17 protein-coding genes and 1 other RNA gene are annotated in these 17986 nt (G+C 61.6%); 10 read left to right on the forward strand and 8 right to left on the reverse strand.

All coding sequences use genetic code 11. The annotated features are described in order from the left end of the window. Nucleotides 1-4 precede the first annotated feature (4 nt). Complete coding sequence (locus CD932_RS14825; protein ID WP_094443300.1) at nt 5-694, reverse strand: helix-turn-helix transcriptional regulator; 690 nt, start codon at nt 692-694, stop codon at nt 5-7. A gap of 76 nt (nt 695-770) precedes the next feature. Here CD932_RS14825 and CD932_RS14830 point away from each other — a divergent pair, with 76 nt between their 5' ends. Then, the gene (locus CD932_RS14830) at nt 771-1745 is read left to right on the forward strand and encodes a hypothetical protein (RefSeq protein ID WP_094443301.1); all 975 of its coding nucleotides are present in this window, start codon (nt 771-773) and stop codon (nt 1743-1745) included. A gap of 72 nt (nt 1746-1817) precedes the next feature. Here the strand turns inward: CD932_RS14830 and CD932_RS14835 are convergent, their stop codons facing one another. Beyond that, entirely contained in the window at nt 1818-2264 is a 447-nt protein-coding gene (locus tag CD932_RS14835) for a hypothetical protein (RefSeq protein WP_094443302.1), read from the reverse strand. A 138-nt stretch (nt 2265-2402) separates the two neighbouring features. Here CD932_RS14835 and CD932_RS14840 point away from each other — a divergent pair, with 138 nt between their 5' ends. Next, nucleotides 2403-2666, forward strand: a complete 264-nt coding sequence (locus CD932_RS14840; protein WP_094443303.1) for a hypothetical protein — start codon at nt 2403-2405, stop codon at nt 2664-2666. A gap of 46 nt (nt 2667-2712) precedes the next feature. On the opposite strand, the gene rpoH is transcribed toward CD932_RS14840, so the two are convergent. From rpoH to CD932_RS14865, 5 genes are all read right to left on the reverse strand, one after another. After that, complete coding sequence (gene rpoH / locus CD932_RS14845; protein WP_094443304.1) at nt 2713-3603, reverse strand: RNA polymerase sigma factor RpoH; 891 nt, start codon at nt 3601-3603, stop codon at nt 2713-2715. A 483-nt stretch (nt 3604-4086) separates the two neighbouring features. Continuing rightward, nucleotides 4087-5007, reverse strand: coding sequence for a permease-like cell division protein FtsX (ftsX, locus tag CD932_RS14850; protein ID WP_094443305.1), 921 nt, complete (start codon nt 5005-5007; stop codon nt 4087-4089). Beyond that, nucleotides 5004-5747, reverse strand: coding sequence for a cell division ATP-binding protein FtsE (locus tag CD932_RS14855; protein ID WP_094443306.1), 744 nt, complete (start codon nt 5745-5747; stop codon nt 5004-5006). Before CD932_RS14855 ends, ftsX begins: the two co-directional genes overlap by 4 nt. A gap of 12 nt (nt 5748-5759) precedes the next feature. Then, entirely contained in the window at nt 5760-6827 is a 1068-nt protein-coding gene (ftsY, locus tag CD932_RS14860; RefSeq protein ID WP_094443307.1) for a signal recognition particle-docking protein FtsY, read from the reverse strand. 141 nt (nt 6828-6968) lie between these two features. Further along, entirely contained in the window at nt 6969-7919 is a 951-nt protein-coding gene (locus CD932_RS14865; RefSeq protein ID WP_254926587.1) for a MerR family transcriptional regulator, read from the reverse strand. A gap of 247 nt (nt 7920-8166) precedes the next feature. Between CD932_RS14865 and CD932_RS14870 the strand changes: the two genes are divergently transcribed. The 3 genes from CD932_RS14870 (at nt 8167) to CD932_RS14880 (ending at nt 11678) form a co-directional block, all read left to right on the forward strand. Continuing rightward, nucleotides 8167-8730 carry a chalcone isomerase family protein gene (locus CD932_RS14870; protein ID WP_094443308.1) on the forward strand — a complete coding sequence of 188 codons (564 nt, stop codon included), beginning with the start codon at nt 8167-8169 and terminating at the stop codon, nt 8728-8730. Nucleotides 8731-9886: 1156 nt separating this feature from the next. Next, complete coding sequence (locus CD932_RS14875; RefSeq protein ID WP_094443309.1) at nt 9887-10966, forward strand: porin; 1080 nt, start codon at nt 9887-9889, stop codon at nt 10964-10966. A 151-nt stretch (nt 10967-11117) separates the two neighbouring features. Then, a complete protein-coding gene (locus tag CD932_RS14880) occupies nt 11118-11678 on the forward strand; it encodes a hypothetical protein (RefSeq protein WP_094443310.1) in 561 nt (186 codons plus the stop codon). Between the two features lie 9 nt (nt 11679-11687). Here CD932_RS14880 and CD932_RS14885 read toward each other — a convergent pair whose 3' ends face one another. Beyond that, nucleotides 11688-13385, reverse strand: coding sequence for a thiamine pyrophosphate-binding protein (locus CD932_RS14885; protein ID WP_094443311.1), 1698 nt, complete (start codon nt 13383-13385; stop codon nt 11688-11690). Between the two features lie 174 nt (nt 13386-13559). Here CD932_RS14885 and rnpB point away from each other — a divergent pair. The 5 genes from rnpB to CD932_RS14910 all read left to right on the forward strand — a co-directional run bounded on the left by rnpB (nt 13560) and on the right by CD932_RS14910 (nt 17986). Next, nucleotides 13560-13899: RNase P RNA component class A (gene rnpB / locus CD932_RS14890), an RNA gene on the forward strand. Nucleotides 13900-14523: 624 nt separating this feature from the next. Further along, nucleotides 14524-14952, forward strand: a complete 429-nt coding sequence (gene mraZ, locus CD932_RS14895) for a division/cell wall cluster transcriptional repressor MraZ (RefSeq protein WP_094443312.1) — start codon at nt 14524-14526, stop codon at nt 14950-14952. A 9-nt stretch (nt 14953-14961) separates the two neighbouring features. Further along, the gene (gene rsmH / locus CD932_RS14900) at nt 14962-15939 is read left to right on the forward strand and encodes a 16S rRNA (cytosine(1402)-N(4))-methyltransferase RsmH (RefSeq protein ID WP_094443313.1); all 978 of its coding nucleotides are present in this window, start codon (nt 14962-14964) and stop codon (nt 15937-15939) included. Further along, nucleotides 15936-16208 carry a cell division protein FtsL gene (ftsL, locus tag CD932_RS14905; RefSeq protein ID WP_094443314.1) on the forward strand — a complete coding sequence of 91 codons (273 nt, stop codon included), beginning with the start codon at nt 15936-15938 and terminating at the stop codon, nt 16206-16208. Before rsmH ends, ftsL begins: the two co-directional genes overlap by 4 nt. After that, complete coding sequence (locus CD932_RS14910) at nt 16205-17986, forward strand: penicillin-binding protein 2 (RefSeq protein WP_094443315.1); 1782 nt, start codon at nt 16205-16207, stop codon at nt 17984-17986. The genes ftsL and CD932_RS14910 overlap by 4 nt, the downstream gene beginning before the upstream one ends.

Below are 17986 nucleotides of genomic sequence, written 5' to 3' on the forward strand. Positions count from 1 at the left end.
CCAGTCAGCTGGCAGCAAATGCGGCCAGCAAACGCTGCTGGCCAGCGGGCGTGACACGCAGCGCGCGACTGTCGAGTTCGCGTTCGGCCCAGCCCTGGCGCAGTGCCAGTTGCAGCACGGCCGCGCCCAGCGCGCCACCGAGGTGAAAGCGCCGCTCGCTCCAGTCCAGGCAGGCGCAGGCAAAGCGGCGCCGCTGGCCGGCCAGCGGCGCCACGGCAAGGCCCAGCGCCGCCATGCCGGTGGTGCCCGCTACACTCAGGCGGTAGTTGCCGTCGTCGCCAAGCAGCCACTGCTGCGCCAGCAACTGGTCGTGCAGGGCCACGGCCACCGTACCGGCCATATGGTCGTAGCAGGTGCGCGCATGGCGCAGGCGCTCCGGCGTGGAAGGCGTAAACAAGGGGCGAGCAACACCGGCCACCACCAGCAGCGCTTCGAGCGCCTGCGCCACTTCGCCACTGGCCAGGCGGTAATAGCGGTGCTTGCCCTGCGCCAGCACGGATAGCAAGCCGTCCTTGCACAGCCGGCTCAGATGGGCGCTGGCGGTCGATGCAGCGACCTCGGCCAGCACCGCCAGTTCTGTTGCCGTGCGCGCATGGCCGTCGAGCAGGCTGCACAGCATGCGCGCGCGGGCAGGCTCGGCAATCGCGCCGGCCAGTTGCGCCAGGCCGGTGTCGGCATGAGTGGTGACATCCATGATTCGCTCCCGGGCGAAGTATTGAGGTGGAAGGGCCAGCATACTCGCGTCCATTCATCACTGCAATGGAGTTGCCATGTTTCCCCACGATCCCGACCATCTGCTGGCCGCCGTCACGCACGCCGCCCCTGACGCTTACTACCGCCGCCTGGCGGACGGTCCGCCGCTGCGCTTTGATGCCGCACTGGACTGCTGGCTGGCGACCGGCAGCGGCGTGCGCGCCGTGCTCGAGCATGCCAACTTGCGCGTGCGGCCAGTCGCGTTGCCGGTGCCCTTGCATCTGACCGGCACGGCTTGCGGCGCGATCTTTGCCGAACTGGCGCGCATGACTGATGGCGCGCGCCACGCCGCAGCCAGGCAGGCGCTGATGCGTGAGCTGGCACAGGTCGATATGGCCGCCTTGTATGTCGATACGGTGTGCCTGGCGGGCGACCATCTGCCGCTCAGCGCCGGGCAATTGAACACCCTGATCTTTGAGGTGCCCCTGTTGGCCGTGGCGCAGCTGCTGGGTTTTGTGCCGGCCGACGGGCCACAGATTGCCGGGTGGACGCAGGACGTTGTCGCCGCCCTGCCGGTGACGGCCGACAGCGCCACCATGGCGCGCGCCGAGCTGGCGGCCACTAATTTGCTGGCGGCGTTCAGCATTTTGCGTCCCGACGCTGACGCTAATCAAAGGGCAAACCTGATCGGCTTGCTGATGCAGACCTGCGAAGCGACGGCGGCTCTGTTGGGCAACAGCGTGCTGGCGCTGCGCGCATCGCGGGCGCCTGTGTTGGCGATCCACAATACGCGCCGTTTTGCCGCCTGCGATGTGGCGCTGGAAGGGGTGACGATACGCGAGGGGCAAATGGTGCTGGTGCTGCTGGCCGGCGAGGCGATGGGTTTTGGCCATGGCGTGCATCGTTGTCCGGGGCAGGCGGTGGCGCAGACCATCGTTGCGGCCATTCTGTCGGCCTGGTCCGGGGCGCTGGCGCGCTTGACGTTGCACTGGCATTACCGTGCTTCGCCGAATGCCCGCATCCCGGTATTTGGCGATGCAGGTGCCGCATGATCGTCGTGCTGCGCGACTATGGCTTGCACGAGCGGGAACAGGCGCCGCCGGACAGCCGTTGCCGCCACCATCCTAGTGCTTGAGCGCGCCTTGCGTGATCTTGACCTTGACGCGGTAGACGGGCAGGGGCGCATCGACTGGCGGTGGCGTGGCCGGATCGACATCAAGCAAAGTGAAGGTCAGGTGATTGATGGTGATGGAACTGGCGCCATTGGGCATGGAATCGGACAGCACCAGGTCGGTGGCGCCGGCGCTGTGCAGCAGGGTAAAGCTGTAACTGACATAGCCTTTCCAGACGCACACGGCGCCGGCGCGGCAGCGGCTGTCGTTGACACGGTCGAGTTTCAGGGTGTCGGTGGCGGTGATGGCGACCTGCTCGCCGGGCGAGAGCACGTGGGTGACGCTGCGCGGCGTATTGTGCGCCTCGCCGCTGCTGCTGGCGGCGCCGCAGCCGGCCAAGGCCAGACACAGCATCAACGGCCAGAATATGGTTTGTAACAAGTGATTGCGGTAATGCATGCTTTTCCTTTCAGATAGCGTCCTCTGTGTGGTATTCAAGGATGAGACTGGTGATCATAGCAAAATGATATTTTTGCGGCGCACGCCTGGTGTGCGGCGATGGCGTAGAATGGCTGTTTTGAAAATCAGGAAACAACCATGAAAAAAACCGCCCTGGCGAAAAGCGATGCCAAGAAGTTGATGGGGAAAATGAATGTTCCCGGCGCCGGCGCCTTCGGCAAAGAAGCGGTGGTCGTTGACCGCCGCGAACAGCGCAAGCGCGACCAGGCCCTGGGCCTGGTGCCGTTCGCCGTCAAACTCAACAGCGATCTGGTATTGCAGTTGCAAACCCTGGCCAAGGAGCGTGGCGCGGACCTGAACGAGGTCGTGGCCGAAGTGCTCGCCAAGGGCCTGACGGCTTAAAACAAAAGGCGCCTTGCGGCGCCTTTTTGCTGCATGCCGAGCGACCTTACACGTAGGCGGCCAGCGCACCCTTCATTTTCTTCAGCGCCGCCACTTCGATCTGGCGGATGCGCTCGGCCGATACGCCGAACTCTTCGGCCAGCGCGTGCAAGGTGGCGCCGGAACCGTCGTCGTTGGCCAGCCAGCGCGCTTCGACGATGCGGCGTGAACGCGCATCGAGCTTGCCCAGCGCCGTTTCCAGGCCTTCCGATTGCAAGCGCGTCACTTGTTCCGCTTCCAGTACCTTGGTCGGCTCGCTTTGCTCCGACGACAGGTAGGCGATCGGCGAAAACTTGTCGTCCTCATCGTCGGTTGGCGATTCGAGCGCGATGTCGCGGCCGCTCAGACGCGTTTCCATCTCGATTACTTCTTCACGTTTCACGTCCAGCAGCTTGGCCAGTGCATCGATCTGTTTCGGCGTCATCGCGTCCAGGCCCGTCTTGTGGCTGCGCAGGTTGAAGAACAGCTTGCGCTGCGCCTTCGTCGTCGCCACTTTGACCAGGCGCCAGTTTTTCAGGATGTACTCGTGCATCTCGGCTTTCACCCAGTGCATGGCATACGACACCAGACGCACGCCCTGGTCCGGATCGAAACGCTTGACGGCTTTCATCAGACCGATATTGCCTTCCTGTATCAGGTCGGCATGCGGCAAGCCATAGCCCAGATAGCCACGGGCGATCGACACCACCAGGCGCAAGTGCGACAGCACCAGTTCCTGCGCGGCGGCCAGGTCATTTTTTTCGCGCAAGCGCGTCGCCAGCGAGATTTCTTCATCGTGGGTCAACATGGGCAGACGGTTCACGGCGGAAATATAGGCGTCGATATTGCCCAGGTTGCCGGTGAACCCAAGGTTCAGCGCATTATTTTTGGTGGGAACCAATGCGGACATCGTAGTCATGTTTACTCCTCGTAGTCTTGCTCGTTCCATACGGCCCTGCCACACGGCAGGGACCAGTTTCGTTCTTTTTTACTGTATCCGGTCTTGCGGTTTGCAACGGGCGCCGCCATCTTTATCTGGCGGCCATGGCCTCGCTGCAAACGCCATGACATATATTAGCACTCTCTGGTGGAGAGTGCCAATCAGCTGGTCCAATCACTTCGATAGCCAAAATACTATGGCGTTTGAAAGGTTGATGGCGTCTGTTGATTAAGCTCTTGCTGTGGGGGCGAGCGTCAGTGTGCGCCCAAAATGGCTGACTTGAAAGCGCCGCACAGTAGTCCACGTCAACTATGGCGGAACTGCATTTTGTTCCCTATGGCAATGTCAAGATTCTACGCAGACTAACTGAAGTGAGCCTTAAGAATACTTGTCAGAAATCAAGGGTATTGCGAATAGGAAATAGAGAGGTGGACGGCGCCGGCAGCGCCGCCCAGGTTTGCTTCAGTTCACGCTCGCCAGGTGGCGCTGCACGCACAGGAAGGCGCCGATCAGGCCCAGGCCCGCGCTGAGGGCCAGCAAGCCCGCCATCGGCAGTGGCGCGAGCGGCGTCATCTGGAATTCGGAAGCATACAGGCGGGCAAATTCGGCAATCGCCGTATTGAGCGGCTGCAGGGCCAGCGCCACGCCACCCAGGGCCAGCGCGCCGGCGCACAGACCCAGCAGCGCGCCCGTATAGTAGAACGGCCGGTGGATAAAGGTGTCGGTGGCGCCGATCAGTTTCGAGATGCTGATCTCGTCGCGTTGCGTCATGACCTGCAGGCGGATGGTATTGAACACCACCGCGATCACGGCCACGCCCAGGGTAATGGCCAGCAGCAGCAGCACCAGGCGCAGCACGCCCAGAAGGGCCGCCAGGCGCTTGACCCAGGCCGAATCGACTTGCGCCGATTCCACGCCGGGCAGCTGGCGCAGCAGTTCGGCCACCGCATCGACCTCCTGCGCTTCGGTAGCGGTATTGAACGCGTTCAGTTTCAGCACATAACTGTCGGGCAGCGGGTTGTCGCCCAGGGTGTTGAGCACGTCAGCCAGGCCACTCTTGCTTTTCAGCGATTCGAGCGCGTCCTCGCGGGGAATGAAGACAATCCTGGCTTTCGGGTCGTGCACGATCTTGCGCATCTCGCCGGCCAGGCCGCTGGCCTGCGCGCGTGGCGTATCGATTTTCATGAACACGCTGATTTCCGGGGCGACCGACATCTGCTCCGACATCGGACGCACATTGTCGAGCATGGTCAGGCCGGCGAACGGCAGCGACAGGGCGATCGCCACCACGAAAACGTTGAGCAGAAAGCCGCCGGGCGACTTGCGTAAATGAATCAGCGCCGAACCGAGCGCAAAGCGGTGTTGGCGGAACCAGCCTCTCATGCGTCTTCTCCTTGCGCGTCGCCATCATCGGGCTTGGGCGCGAAGTCGGGGTCGGGGGCGGCAAACACGGGCGCTTCGGTGGCCTTGTCGATGGCCACCAGCTGGCCGTTTTTCAGGTGGATCACGCGCGCGGCGGCGTCGAGCATCTGTTCGTCATGGCTGGAAATGAGGCAAGTCACCCCCACCGAGTGGAACGCTTTGAGCGCTTCGAGCACCTTGTTGGCGCTGGCGCGGTCCAGGTTGGCCGTCGGTTCGTCGGCCAGGATGATTTGCGGGCGGTTGACGATGGCGCGCGCGATCGACACGCGCTGCTGCTCGCCGCCGGACAGCGACAGCGGGCGGGCCAATGCACGGTCGAGCAGGCCGACCTTGTCGAGCGCGCGGCGCGCGCGCTGCTCGGCGGCCACCTTGTGCGCGCCCACCACCAGCAGCGGCAACATCACATTGGCCAAAATGGAGCGGTCATTCAACAGTTTCTGCTGCTGGAAGATCAGGCCCATATTGCGCCGCAAAAAGGGGACGCCGGCCGGTTTCAGCCTGGCCATGTCCTGGCCATTGACGATCAGCTTGCCTGAAGTCGGGCGTTCCATGGCGGCGATCATTTTCAGCAGGGTGGATTTGCCGGCGCCGGACGGCCCGGCCAGGAACACCAGCTCGCCTTTGGCGATGTTCAGCGAAATGTCGTTCAGGGCCACGGCATCGGAAGAGTATTGCTTGGAGACGTGCTGGAATTGAATCATGTGGTGGGTGGCTTATCCGAGCAAGGCTTCGACAAATTCGGCAGCCACGAAGGGCTGCAAGTCTTCAATCTTTTCACCGATGCCGATGAAATACACGGGTACCGGGCGTACGCGGGCGATGGCCGCCAGCACGCCACCCTTGGCGGTGCCGTCGAGTTTGGTGATCACCAGGCCGCTCAGCTGCAGCGCGTCGTCGAATGCCTTCACTTGCGTCAGCGCATTTTGTCCCGTATTGCCGTCGATCACCAGCAAGATTTCGTGCGGAGCGCCTTCCATGCCCTTGCCGATCACGCGCTTGATTTTTTTCAGCTCTTCCATCAGGTGCAACTGCGTCGGCAGGCGGCCCGCCGTGTCGACCATCACCACGTCGATTGCGCGCGCCTTGGCCGATTGCACCGAGTCGTAGGCGACGGCCGCCGGATCGCCCGATTCCTGCGAGATCACGGTAATATTGTTGCGCTCGCCCCAGACCATCAGCTGCTCGCGCGCGGCGGCGCGGAACGTGTCGCCGGCGGCCAGCAGCACCGATTGCCTGTTCGACTGCATGTGCTTGGCCAGCTTGCCGATGGTGGTGGTCTTGCCGGCGCCGTTGACGCCCGAAATCATCATCACCAGCGGCTTGTGGCGGCCCAGCTCGAAACGTTTTTCCAGCGGGCTCAACAGTTCGATCAGCAGCACTTTCAAGGCGGCCTTGACGGCGGCGGCGTCGAGCAGCTTGTCTTCCTTGACCTTTTTCTTCAGCGCCGTGAGCAGGTAGTCGGTGGCGTCGATGCCGGCGTCGGACATCAGCAGCGCCGCTTCGAGCTCTTCATACAGGGCGTCATCGATCCTGGCGCCGACAAACAGTACCGACAGGGTGTTCGAGGTTTTCGACAGGCCGGCCTTGAGGCGGGTCATCCACGATTTCTTTTCCGGCTCGGCGGCCACGATCACCGGCACCAGTTCGGCCGGCGCGCCGGAGAGGGCGCCAGTCCGGGGGGGCGGCGCGGTCGGCGCAATTGCTGCGGCAGGGATGACCGGCTCGACGCTGACAGGCGCGGCCTCGGGGACGGCAGGTTTTTTCTTGAAGAAACTAAACATGGGTATGTGTTGGCGGGTGCTTGCGCTTGGCCCGGCGGCGCCGGACGCTATGGATCGGCCTATTTTACCAGAGCGTGTCCGTCGCTTCACGGATTGGCAACATGGCGCGCGGCAGCGCCGATCGCGCGGCGCCCGGCAAGCTCAGTGGGCCGCCGGCAACGCGCCCTGATGGCGCCGGCGCCAGTCGTCTATCGTCTGTTCCACCTGCTGCAAGTCCAGTACATGCAGGAAATCGGGCGGACGTTTGTACAGGACCGGGCTGTGCCCGCCGGCCCACAATTCCACCTGTAGCGGCAGGCTGGCCTGCAATTGCCGCAGGCTGTCGCGCGTCTGCTTTTCCTTGCTGGCGCCGGACACCGACAGCGCCACGATATCGGCCCGCTGCACGCGCGCTGCGGCGGCGATATCGGTCAGCGGCGTTTCCACGCCCAGCGACAGACAATCGGCGCCGGCCGCCACGCACAGCGCTTCGGCCATCAACAGGCCCAGCCCATGGCGCTCGTTGGGCAGGGTGGTGAGCACGATGCGCGGGGTGCGAGTGCTGGGCAGGCTTTTCTGCGGCATGGAAAAAATGGCGTGACGCATCACCGTCTGTATGGTTTCGCTGTAGACATGCTCTTCATGGATGGCCAGGTCGCCGCAGGCCCAGGCTGCACCGACCAGGCTGGTCAGCGGTGCGATTACGTCGATGGTGAAGTTTCTCAGGCCCAGCACGGCCAGCGCCTGGCGCAGCGCGGCGCCCAGTTCGGTCATCTGGTGGCCGCGGCACAGGGCCAGATAGTGTTCCAGTTGCGGTTGCGCCGGTTGCGCCGCGGCCATGCCGGCGCCGGCCAGTTCGCGCAATTGTGAGGTGCTGTGCTGCATGATTTTGCCCGGCCGAAAGCCCATGTCCAGCAGGCGTTTCACCATGCGCAGTTTTTGCACCTGCTCCGTGGAATAGCTGCGTTCGCCATGGATATCGCGCTGCGGCTGCGGAAAGGCGTAGCGGCGCTCCCACACGCGCAGCGTTTCCTTGGCCACGCCCGTATCGCGCTCGACATCGCTGATGCTGTAAACGGCGGCGGCTGGCATGCTGTGCTGGTCTGTATCCATACGGGTGGGCTTGCTTGATGCCTGGAAGAATATCTGACCATTTTACGCCGTCCGCCAGCTGCGGCCAAACGCGTCAATCCGATTCAAGATGGCGTGCGCAGACGTTTGCGAACCCGGTAGCAGTGATTGACATGCATAAGTATTTAATTGAGACTACTCTCGCTGTTTATTTGTCCAGGACAAATGAGGAGTGGCCTACCGGGCCCACCACGCCGATCTGTTGAATTGCCTTGATAAAGGATGGACCATGCGCCGCCTGCTTGCCCTGTTTCTGTTGTCGCTAAGCCTGTTCGCCGCAGCCGCGCCCCTCTCTGCGGCCACGCCGCCGGCTTTTGTCAGCGTCGACGTGCCCGAGGCGCGCCTGGCTGGCGAAGGCGAGTTCAGCTGGTTCGGCATGCGCATCTACCAGGCCTGGCTGTGGGTAGGGCCGCTCGGTTACCAGGAGGCGATGCCGGCGACGGCGCCCTTCGTGCTGGAACTGCGCTATGCGCGTAGCCTCGATGGCGGCAGCATCGCCGAGGCGAGCGTGGAGCAGATGCAAAAGATCGGCGCCGGCACGCCGCAGCAGCGCCTGGCCTGGCTGGATCTGATGCGACGCATCTTCCCGGATGTGAAAGAGGGCCAGCGCATCGCCGCCGCCTGGCGCGCCGGCGTCGCGCCAGGCCTGCGCTTTTATCTGGATGGCAAAGTGCTGGCCGATGTGCCGGACGGTGATTTTGCGCGCGCCTTTTTTGCCATCTGGCTGTCGCCGGCGTCCACCGCGCCGAAGCTGCGCGGCGCCTTGCTGCGCGACGCCTCGCCACGGCCATGACTGGGCTGCCAGGGCAGGCCCGCCGGCGCTGTCCAGCCGCGTCTATCTATGTGTTCCGCGTTTCGATTGAGCTTGCGCAGCATGCCGCATATACGTTCAGCAAGCGCGCCTGGCGCAGCTGCCGCCCTGCCGCGCCTGTTTCTGGCTGATCAGGGAAGTGGCTGGCTTTGAACGGGGCGCCTGCATCCCCGAATGGCGCCGATTGATCGGGAAATTTTTGAAAAGAAAAAGATAATATTGCTGACCAGAACAGGAAAGCAGTTGATTTACGTCAAATTGTCGTTTTTAGGCAACGGTGATCATGAAATATTCAGGAATTAACATTGTAAGAAATTGTTTCAATAGTGTTGAACTTTGCAAGCAAAAGCAGGTGTCATCTTCGCCTTTATTTTGCTTACCACAGCATCGTCAAGGACTGTAAATGTTTTCAGTAACTTAATTTAAGTTACCCAAGGGTCAGCAATTTACTTGTCTGTCTGGCTGGTTTTTCAGTTTTGTAAGCGAGCGCGACAATTCGCGCTACGCCCCTCAAACATGCGTCCATGCACCAAAATGACGCGCCATTTTGTCCACTTTCGGGCGCTCGCCAGCAGACTTTCACTGGGCGGTGTATGCTTCGTCCCGTTCATCCATTATCACCTTACAAATTGTCCGCATTGTCGCGTAAGTATGTAACGGTGGTGATGGCTGAAGCATGTTGATGGTTTAATCATGCGTTTGCTACTGTTGCGCTAATACAACGGGTTCCAGAGAGGCATGCGCTATGATGAAATGGTCAATCAGGCCAATGCATTGATTGGCAAGGGGCGGTGGCTCTGTCGCATAGTACGGTTGGCGATGGTCGGGACGCCGCGTAGGCCCCTGGCCTGGTACCGGAAGTAACATGTTGGAACTTGATGGAATGCGCAACGGTCGTTATAGTGCCGCTTCCGGTGCCGCTTGAGCACCAGAACTGGCGCACGAAATACGGTCTTATGCAGCCTTCAAGCTAATCGGCGCAATAGCGTGCCGAGTCCAATATGACTGTTCCCCTGACCGGAACAGCAGTGGCAGGTGGAGACCTTGCCCTCACTCATAAAAAGCGCTCTGCTAGAGCGCAGCTCGAGATGCATAGGCTGTATTACTTTTTGCTTCAAAAAATTAAAGGAAACATGCAATGAAAAAAACTCTGATCACCCTGGCAGTCCTGGCAGCAGCCACCGGCGTAGCCCAAGCTCAATCGAGCGTCGTCATCTACGGTACCGTTGACGCTGGTTTCGTCAGCGAGCGCGGCGGCGTTAACGGCAACGTTAACAAACTGGACAGCGGCATTGCTTCGGCTTCGCGTCTGGGCTTCAAAGGCACCGAAGATCTGGGCAGCGGCCTGTCGGCACTGTTCCTGCTGGAATCGGGCTTCAACGTTGACAGCGGCGCGCAAGGTACCGGCGAAGCTCTGTTTGGCCGTCAAGCCTATGTAGGCCTGAGCAGCAAAACCACCGGCACCCTGACCCTGGGTCGTCAATACACGCCTTGGTACAACACCCTGTCGAAAGTTGCTGATCCATTCGCAGCTGGTTACGCTGGCTCCGCAAAAAACCTGTTCCCAGCGAACACCCGCACCAGCAACACCGTGCTGTACACCTCGCCTAGCTACAACGGCTTCGACGGCGACGTCGCTTACACCTTCGGCGAAAACGCTGCTTCGAACCGTATCGGCCGCAAAATTGGCGCATCGGTTGGCTACTCGAACGGTCCTCTGAACGCCCGCCTGGCTTACAACAACACCTCCAACGACACCGCAACCAAAGAAACCGGCAGCGGCCGCAACTGGTTGGCTGCTGCTAACTACGATTTCGCCGTGGCGAAAGCTTACGTTGCATACGGCGTGAACAAAGGTGATAACAGCGCCATCCGCAACAATGCTGGTCCGAACAACACCAACACCAATGCTTTCAGCTACAACTCGGCAAACTTCAGCACCGACAGCACCACCGCCCTGATCGGCGCGACCGTGCCAGTGGGTCCGGCTGGCACCGTGATGGCTTCGTTCATCCACGTGAACGACAAGAACGCCGCGAACGCCGATGCGAACCAGTTCGCACTGGGCTACTCGTACGCTCTGTCGAAGCGTACCAGCACCTACGCTTCGTACGCCAAGATTTCGAACAAAAACAGCGCAGGCTACACCGTTGGCAACAACAGCAATGTTGGTACCGGCGATAAAGCTTTCAACGTTGGCGTTCGTCACTCGTTCTAAGCTGAACTACGCGCAAGCGTAGTGCTGCACAAGGCATCCTTTTCGGATGCCTGCCGCGAAAAACGCGCCGTCAGACCCTGGTCTGGCGGCGCGTTTTTGCATCTGCGGCATCAGTTACAATATTGCTGTTAATAAAGTAGGGGGAATCGCCATGTACCAGAGAAAATCGCCGCGCCTGGGCGCCTTGCTGCTGGCCCTGACGCTGGCCGGCGCCGCCGGCGCCGCGCTGGCTGTCACGAAAAACAAGACGCCAGGCGGGCTGGCGCGTTATGGCGTGGCCGTGTATTCCGACCTGTGCCTGCAGAAGGACAGCGGCGAAATCGGCGGGCAGCGCGTCACCCTGCATCGTTTTGCCGAGGCCGATACGGTCATCTATGAATTCACGGCCGGCTCGCTGAGCTGGCCCATCGTCGCCAATGACGTGAATCTGGATGACGCCACCGGCGCCTTCGATTTCACCATCGCCGGCGCCGACAACGAAGAGCGCACCATCGTCGGCAAGTTTTCCAGGGATGGCAAGACGCTGACCCTGGAGGGCGATTATTGTGGCGGCAATGTGCGCATGCCCATGAAGCTGTCGCGTATCACCGACTTTGGCCGCCCGCTGAAAAACTGCACGCCGTGTCCTGCCAGCAAGCAGGCGCCGGAAGAACCGGCGGCGCCGTCCCAGCCTGCAGCACCGCCGGGCAACGCGGAAATGCCGGTGGCTTGATCCCGGCCCTTACCGTTTCGCTTTTTCAGCCTGGGCGCGGATGGTCTCCAGGGTCGCGTTCGGCGTGATCAGGTTGCCGTCATAGCGCAGCTCGATCAGGGCCGGCAGTTGCTTGCCGGCCGCGTGCGCCAGCGAGCGCCGCAAGGCAGGGGCGAACTCCTGCGTGGTATTGACCACTTCGCCATGCGCGCCATAGGCTTGCGCCAGCGCCGCAAAATCCGGGTTGTGCAAGGTGGTGCCCGAGACCCGGCCCGGGTAGTCGCGTTCCTGGTGCATGCGGATGGTGCCAAACATCTGGTTGTTGAAGACGATGATCACCACGCCGGCGCCGTATTGCACGGCCGTGGCCAGTTCCTGGCCATTCATCAGGTAGTCGCCGTCGCCGGCAAAGGTGATCACGGTGCGCTGCGGCTGCACGATTTTGGCGGCAATCCCTGCCGGCACGCCATAGCCCATGGCGCCATTGGTCGGCGCCAGTTGCGTGCGCAGGCCGCCATAGCGGTAGAAACGGTGTGCCCATGAGGCATAGTTGCCGGCGCCATTCGTGATGATGGTGTCGCGCGGCGCCTGCGCCATGATGTCCTGCGTTACTTGCCACAAGTCCAGCGGCGCCTGGCCATCCTGGAAAATCGGCGGACGCTGCTGGTAGGCGGCCAGCTCGGCCTTGGCCTCAGGCACGCTGGCCTGCCACGCTGCCGCATCGACCGGCGCCAGCGCGGCCAGCATGGCGCAGACCTGGGCCATGCCGCTGTTGATCATCAGTTCGGCCTGGTAGACGCTGCCCAGCTCTTCGGCGTCGGCATGCACATGCACCAGGCGCTGGCGCGGCACGGGGGCGTCGAACAGGGTATAGCCGCCGGTGGTCATTTCGCCGAGGCGCGGCCCCAGCGCGATCACCAGGTCGGCCTGTTTCACGCGCGCCGCCAGTTGCGGGTTGATGCCGATGCCGACGTCGCCGATATAGTGCGGGTGTGCATTGTCGAGCAGGTCCTGGAAGCGGAAGGCGCAGGCCACCGGCAGGTGATTGGCTTCGGCAAAGCGCTGCAGATCAAGGCAAGCCTGCGGCGTCCAGGTGGCGCCGCCCAGCAGCAGCAGCGGACGCTTCGCTTCTGACAGCATGGTACGCAGCCGGTCGAGCTGGCTGGCCGAGGGGGATGCCTGCACCGGCTGGTAGGGGCGGGTGTCGGCCACTGTCGCCAGCGAGATCAGCATATCTTCCGGCAAGGCCAGGACCACCGGGCCGGGCCGGCCGCTGGTGGCGACCTGGAAGGCGCGCGCCAGGTATTCGGGAATGCGCTCGGCGCGGTCGATCTGCGCCACCCATTTGGCCATCTGACCATACATGCGGCGGTAGTCGATTTCCTGGAAGGCTTCGCGGTCGACGAAATCATTGCCAACCTGACCGATGAACAGGATCAGCGGGGTCGAGTCCTGATAAGCCGTGTGCACGCCGATCGAGGCATTGGTGGCGCCCGGGCCGCGCGTGACGAAGCAGATGCCGGGCTTGCCGGTCAGCTTGCCATAGGCTTCGGCCATGAAGGCGGCGCCGCCTTCCTGGCGGTTGATGATGAAGCGGATGCGCGATTCGTGCAAGGCGTCGAGTACATCGAGATAGCTTTCGCCAGGCACGCCAAAGGCGGTATCGACGCCATGGATCTGCAGGGCGTCGACCAGGATCTGGCCGCCGGTACGGGAGGGTTGCGTCATGTTCGGCTCTTTATAACAAGTGGGATGAAAAAAGCGGGCAAGCGTGCAGCTTGCGCCATTTTAGGTGAGCCGTTTTCAGCCGGCTTTTGAAATGGCGACACCGAATTTCACAATTGCCCGACGCACGCCACGGCTTTTTGCGCAATCAGGCCGGGGCGCGGTACAATGGCGGGTGAAGCAGGCCAGACAGTCGCTGGCTGGTGCGGCAACGCACTGGCGGGAGGAAGGTCCGGACTCCATAGAGCGGGGTGACGGTTAACGGCCGTCCGCTGAAAGCTGCAAAGTATAAGGCGAGGAACAGGGCCACAGAGACGAGCGTATTAAGTTACGGTGAAACGCGGTAACCTCCACCTGGTGCAATTTCAAATAGGCACGCGATGATGCTGCTCGCGGAGCGTGCGGGTAGAAAGCTTGAGCGCCGGAGTAATCCGGCGCCTAGAGGAATGACTGTCATAGCGCCGATCCGCAAGGCAAGGCGCCGTAACAAAATCCGGCCTATCGGCCTGCTTCACTTGAATTTACGCCTTCCGGCTTGCCGGAAGGCGCTTGAGAGCCTCCGCAAGGAGGCTTTTTTGTTGCATTCAAGGTAAGTGGCAGCATAAAGTTGTATAGACAATACAAGATGATTGTTTATTTAAAATTGTCTATTCTTAATTAATTGCTGCAATGCAAAATATCAGGCCCGCCCTCTTGCGGGCCCTGAAAATCCTTGTTTGTGGCCTAAAAAAGAACAAACTTTGCTCTAAAACAAGACTATCGTGATTCGGGCTGTTTTAAGTGCTGGCATTGCGAAACTATTGTTGTACGTCAATTACCTGCAAAAATTCCAATTTTTTCATTTCGTTATTTTCGATGTTTACGGTAGGCAAATACATGTAGGCAGATGAGGTAGCACATTCACTATCTGTCATAAGTATCTAATTTATCGATGTATTTTGATTTGAGGCTTCTTCAACGATCTGCGCTAAGTCCTTAATTTCATTAATAAAATTCAAGTTTTACCAATCGGAAACCGCTTGACCACCCTCGGGGCTTCCTCTAAAGTGGTCAACTGTGTGAAAAAGTGTGTTTTTGTGGGAAATTTTCCCTCGCCAGGCGACGTCGAAGTCGCCATAGCCCAAGCTCAAAAAGGTCTTACGTGTTTCAAGGCGCGTCCGCTATCAGTCTCGATGCCAAGGGCAGGATGTCTATCCCCGCCAAGCACCGTGACGCGCTCGCCATTCAATGCGAAGGCCGCATGACCCTGACACGCCACCCCGATGGCTGCCTGCTGTTTTTCCCTCGTTCCGTATGGGAAAGCCACCGCCAGCAGATTGCCGCCTGGCCGATGTCGGCGCGCGCCTGGCAGCGCATCTTTCTCGGCAATGCCGTCGACGTCGAGCTGGACTCGGCGGGCCGCGTGCTGATCTCGCCCGAACTGCGCAGCGCCGCCGGCCTGTCGCGTGAAGTGATGCTGATGGGTATGGGCAGCCACTTTGAAATATGGAATGCCGCCACCCTGGCCGAACAGGAACAGCAGGCCCTCGCTGGCGGCACTCCCGATGTACTCTCCAATTTTTCTTTCTAAGGCTCCGTAATGACACTACTCACGGTGCCGGAATTTCAGCATCGCACGGTGCTGCTGGACGAGGCGGTCGATGCACTCGACCTGTCAGGCGCGCGTGCACACGGCATTTATGTCGATGGCACGTTTGGTCGTGGCGGCCACAGCCGTTTGATCCTGTCGCGCCTGGCGCCCGACGCGCGCCTGATCGGCTTCGACAAGGACTTGCAGGCGATCGCCACTGCCACACAGATTCTTGATCCTCGTTTTGACATCGTCCACGACAGTTTCGCCACCATGACGGCCAGCCTGGCCGCGCGTGGCGTGCAGCAGGTGGACGGCATCCTGCTCGACTTGGGCATTTCATCGCCCCAGGTCGACGACGCGGCGCGCGGCTTCAGCTTCCGCAATGACGGACCGCTGGACATGCGCATGGATACCACGCGCGGCATCTCCGCAGCCGACTGGCTGGCGGTGGAGACCGAGCAGAATTTAGAGAAGGTGATACGCGATTATGGGGAAGAACGGTTTGCTTTTCAGATTGCAAAGGCGATTGTTGCTGGCAGGGCAGTGCAGGCAATTTCAAGCACACGACAGCTTGCCGGTATCGTGGCAGGGGCCGTCAAGACACGCGAGAAGGGTAAGGACCCCGCTACCCGCACCTTTCAGGCAATCCGTATTTTCATTAACAAGGAACTCGAGGATCTCGAGACTGGCCTGAACCAGGCATACGCCTGCCTGGCGCCCGGCGCGCGCATGGCCGTGATCAGTTTTCATTCGCTGGAAGACCGCATGGTCAAGCGTTTCTTTGCCTCCAAGGCCAATGTGGAGCAGCCCGACCGCCGCCTGCCGATCCGCGCCGTCGACCTGCCGCAGCCGGAGATGAAACTGATCGTCAAGATGAAGCCGTCGGACGCCGAAATCGAGGGCAATCCCCGTGCGCGCTCGGCCGTGATGCGCGTGGCCCAGCGTTTGCCGCTGCCCGTTTCCAATCGGGGCGGCGCGCGATGACCGGCAAGCTCAGTATCGTGTTGTCGGCCCTGCTGGTGGCCTGCGGCCTGTCGCTGGTCAACGCCCAGTACCAGGCGCGCCACCTGCTGATCGACCTCGAGCGCGCGCAAGCGTTGTCGCGCCAGCTCGACATCGACTGGGCGCAGCTGCAGCTGGACCAGTCGACGCTGGGCAAGCATGAGCGTATCGAAGCGATCGCCCGGCGCGACCTGAGCATGACGCCGCTGACGGCGGCGCGCACGCAATACCTGACCGAGGGCGGGCCATGAAGCTGGGCGGCAACGGCAACGGTGGGCGCGTGGCGGCCTCGAAGGGCGTGCCTTTCTCGAAAAACCCGGTACTGGCCGTGCGCCTGCCGGTGTGGCGTTCGCGCGTGGTGCTGTTCGTGCTGTTTTTTGCCTTTGTTGGCCTGGGCGCGCGCGCCATGTGGCTGCAGGGCGTGTCGACCCAGTTCCTGCAAAAGCAGGGCGCGGCGCGCTATGAGAAGACGCTCGAACTGCCCGCCACGCGCGGCAAGATCACCGACCGCAACGGCCAGGTGCTGGCCTCGTCCGTGCCTGTCAAAGCCATCTGGGCGATTCCCGACGACGTGCTGCAGGCGCCACCCGAAAAAATCAATGCGCTGGCGGCGCTGCTGGACATGAACGTCACCGAGCTGCGCAAGAAGCTCGATTCGGACCGCAGCTTCGTCTACCTGAAACGCCAGGTCGAGATGGACGTGGCCGACAAGATCAACAAGCTGGGCATCGACGGCATCGACGAGCGCAAGGAATACAAGCGCTTCTATCCGCAGGGCGAAGTGACGACCCATGTGGTCGGCTTTACCAACGTGGAAGACGTGGGCCAGGAAAGCATGGAACTGGCGCAGCAAAAGACACTGGTGGGCACCACCGGCAGCCGCCGCGTGATCAAGGACCGCCTGGGCCATATCGTCGAAGACATCGGTTTCATCCACGAGCCGCATGACGGCAAGGACCTGACGTTGTCGGTCGACAGCAAGATTCAGTACATCGCGTTCACGCAGCTGAAGGAAGCGGTGGAAAAATACAATGCCAAGGCCGGCGGCGTGGTGGTGCTCGACGTGCACACGGGCGAAGTGCTGGCGCTGGCCAACTACCCGAGCTACGATCCGAACGACCGCAGGAAACTCACCGGCCAGCAGCTGCGCAACCGCGTCATGACCGACACCTTCGAGCCAGGTTCGACCCTCAAGCCGATCACGGTGGCGCTGGCGCTCGACACCGGCCGGGTCAAGCCGACCACCCTGATCGACACGGGCGCGGGCCGCTATACCATCGCCGACCGTACGATTTCCGACACCAGCGCGCACGGCGTGATCAGCGTGGCGCAGGTGATCGAGATGTCGTCCAATATCGGCTCTTCAAAAATAGCGCTGGGCATGCCGGCGCAGGAAATGTGGGAGATGTTTACCAAGGTGGGCTTCGGCCAGCAGCCGAAATGGGGTTTTCCCGGTGCCGTGGCCGGCCGCGTGCGTCCGTATAAGTCGTGGCGCCCGGTGGAACAGGCGACCATGAGCTACGGCAACGGCATCTCGGTCTCGCTGATCCAGCTGGCGCGCGCCTACATGATGTTCGCGCGCGACGGCGACACCATCCCGCTGTCGTTCCAGAAGGTCACCGAGCTGCCCGTGGGCCAGCAGGTGATCAAGCCGAAGACGGCGGCCGACATGCGCGCCATGCTCGAACTGGTGGTGTCGGGCCCGCATGGTTCGGCCAAGCGGGCGCAAGTTGCCGGCTACCGCGTGGGCGGCAAGACCGGTACTGCCTACAAGGTGGAAAACGGCCGCTATGCGATGCCGCGCAAATACATCGGCTCTTTCGTCGGCATGGTGCCGATGTCGGCGCCGCGCTTCATCATCGCCGTGATGATCGATGAACCGACCGGCCTGTATCACTACGGTGGCCAGGTCGCCGCTCCCGCTTTCGCCGCGATTGCCACCAACGCACTGCGCGCGATGAATGTACCGCCCGATTCCTCCGTTACCGAAATCGTGGTTCCGGCCAATGCCGGCCCGGAGGCCATGTGA

The sequence above is a fragment of the Janthinobacterium sp. PC23-8 genome (assembly GCF_002250505.1).
Taxonomy (GTDB): Bacteria; Pseudomonadota; Gammaproteobacteria; order Burkholderiales; family Burkholderiaceae_D; genus Janthinobacterium.

What these genes read in the sequence shown, in the direction of transcription:
- CD932_RS14825 (WP_094443300.1), bottom strand. Translation starts at nt 694, where the DNA reads ATGGATGTCACCACTCATGCCGACACCGGCCTGGCGCAACTGGCCGGC.
- CD932_RS14830 (WP_094443301.1), top strand. Translation starts at nt 771, where the DNA reads ATGTTTCCCCACGATCCCGACCATCTGCTGGCCGCCGTCACGCACGCC.
- CD932_RS14835 (WP_094443302.1), bottom strand. Translation starts at nt 2,264, where the DNA reads ATGCATTACCGCAATCACTTGTTACAAACCATATTCTGGCCGTTGATG.
- CD932_RS14840 (WP_094443303.1), top strand. Translation starts at nt 2,403, where the DNA reads ATGAAAAAAACCGCCCTGGCGAAAAGCGATGCCAAGAAGTTGATGGGG.
- rpoH (WP_094443304.1), bottom strand. Translation starts at nt 3,603, where the DNA reads ATGACTACGATGTCCGCATTGGTTCCCACCAAAAATAATGCGCTGAAC.
- ftsX (WP_094443305.1), bottom strand. Translation starts at nt 5,007, where the DNA reads ATGAGAGGCTGGTTCCGCCAACACCGCTTTGCGCTCGGTTCGGCGCTG.
- CD932_RS14855 (WP_094443306.1), bottom strand. Translation starts at nt 5,747, where the DNA reads ATGATTCAATTCCAGCACGTCTCCAAGCAATACTCTTCCGATGCCGTG.
- ftsY (WP_094443307.1), bottom strand. Translation starts at nt 6,827, where the DNA reads ATGTTTAGTTTCTTCAAGAAAAAACCTGCCGTCCCCGAGGCCGCGCCT.
- CD932_RS14865 (WP_254926587.1), bottom strand. Translation starts at nt 7,919, where the DNA reads ATGGATACAGACCAGCACAGCATGCCAGCCGCCGCCGTTTACAGCATC.
- CD932_RS14870 (WP_094443308.1), top strand. Translation starts at nt 8,167, where the DNA reads ATGCGCCGCCTGCTTGCCCTGTTTCTGTTGTCGCTAAGCCTGTTCGCC.
- CD932_RS14875 (WP_094443309.1), top strand. Translation starts at nt 9,887, where the DNA reads ATGAAAAAAACTCTGATCACCCTGGCAGTCCTGGCAGCAGCCACCGGC.
- CD932_RS14880 (WP_094443310.1), top strand. Translation starts at nt 11,118, where the DNA reads ATGTACCAGAGAAAATCGCCGCGCCTGGGCGCCTTGCTGCTGGCCCTG.
- CD932_RS14885 (WP_094443311.1), bottom strand. Translation starts at nt 13,385, where the DNA reads ATGACGCAACCCTCCCGTACCGGCGGCCAGATCCTGGTCGACGCCCTG.
- rsmH (WP_094443313.1), top strand. Translation starts at nt 14,962, where the DNA reads ATGACACTACTCACGGTGCCGGAATTTCAGCATCGCACGGTGCTGCTG.
- ftsL (WP_094443314.1), top strand. Translation starts at nt 15,936, where the DNA reads ATGACCGGCAAGCTCAGTATCGTGTTGTCGGCCCTGCTGGTGGCCTGC.
- CD932_RS14910 (WP_094443315.1), top strand. Translation starts at nt 16,205, where the DNA reads ATGAAGCTGGGCGGCAACGGCAACGGTGGGCGCGTGGCGGCCTCGAAG.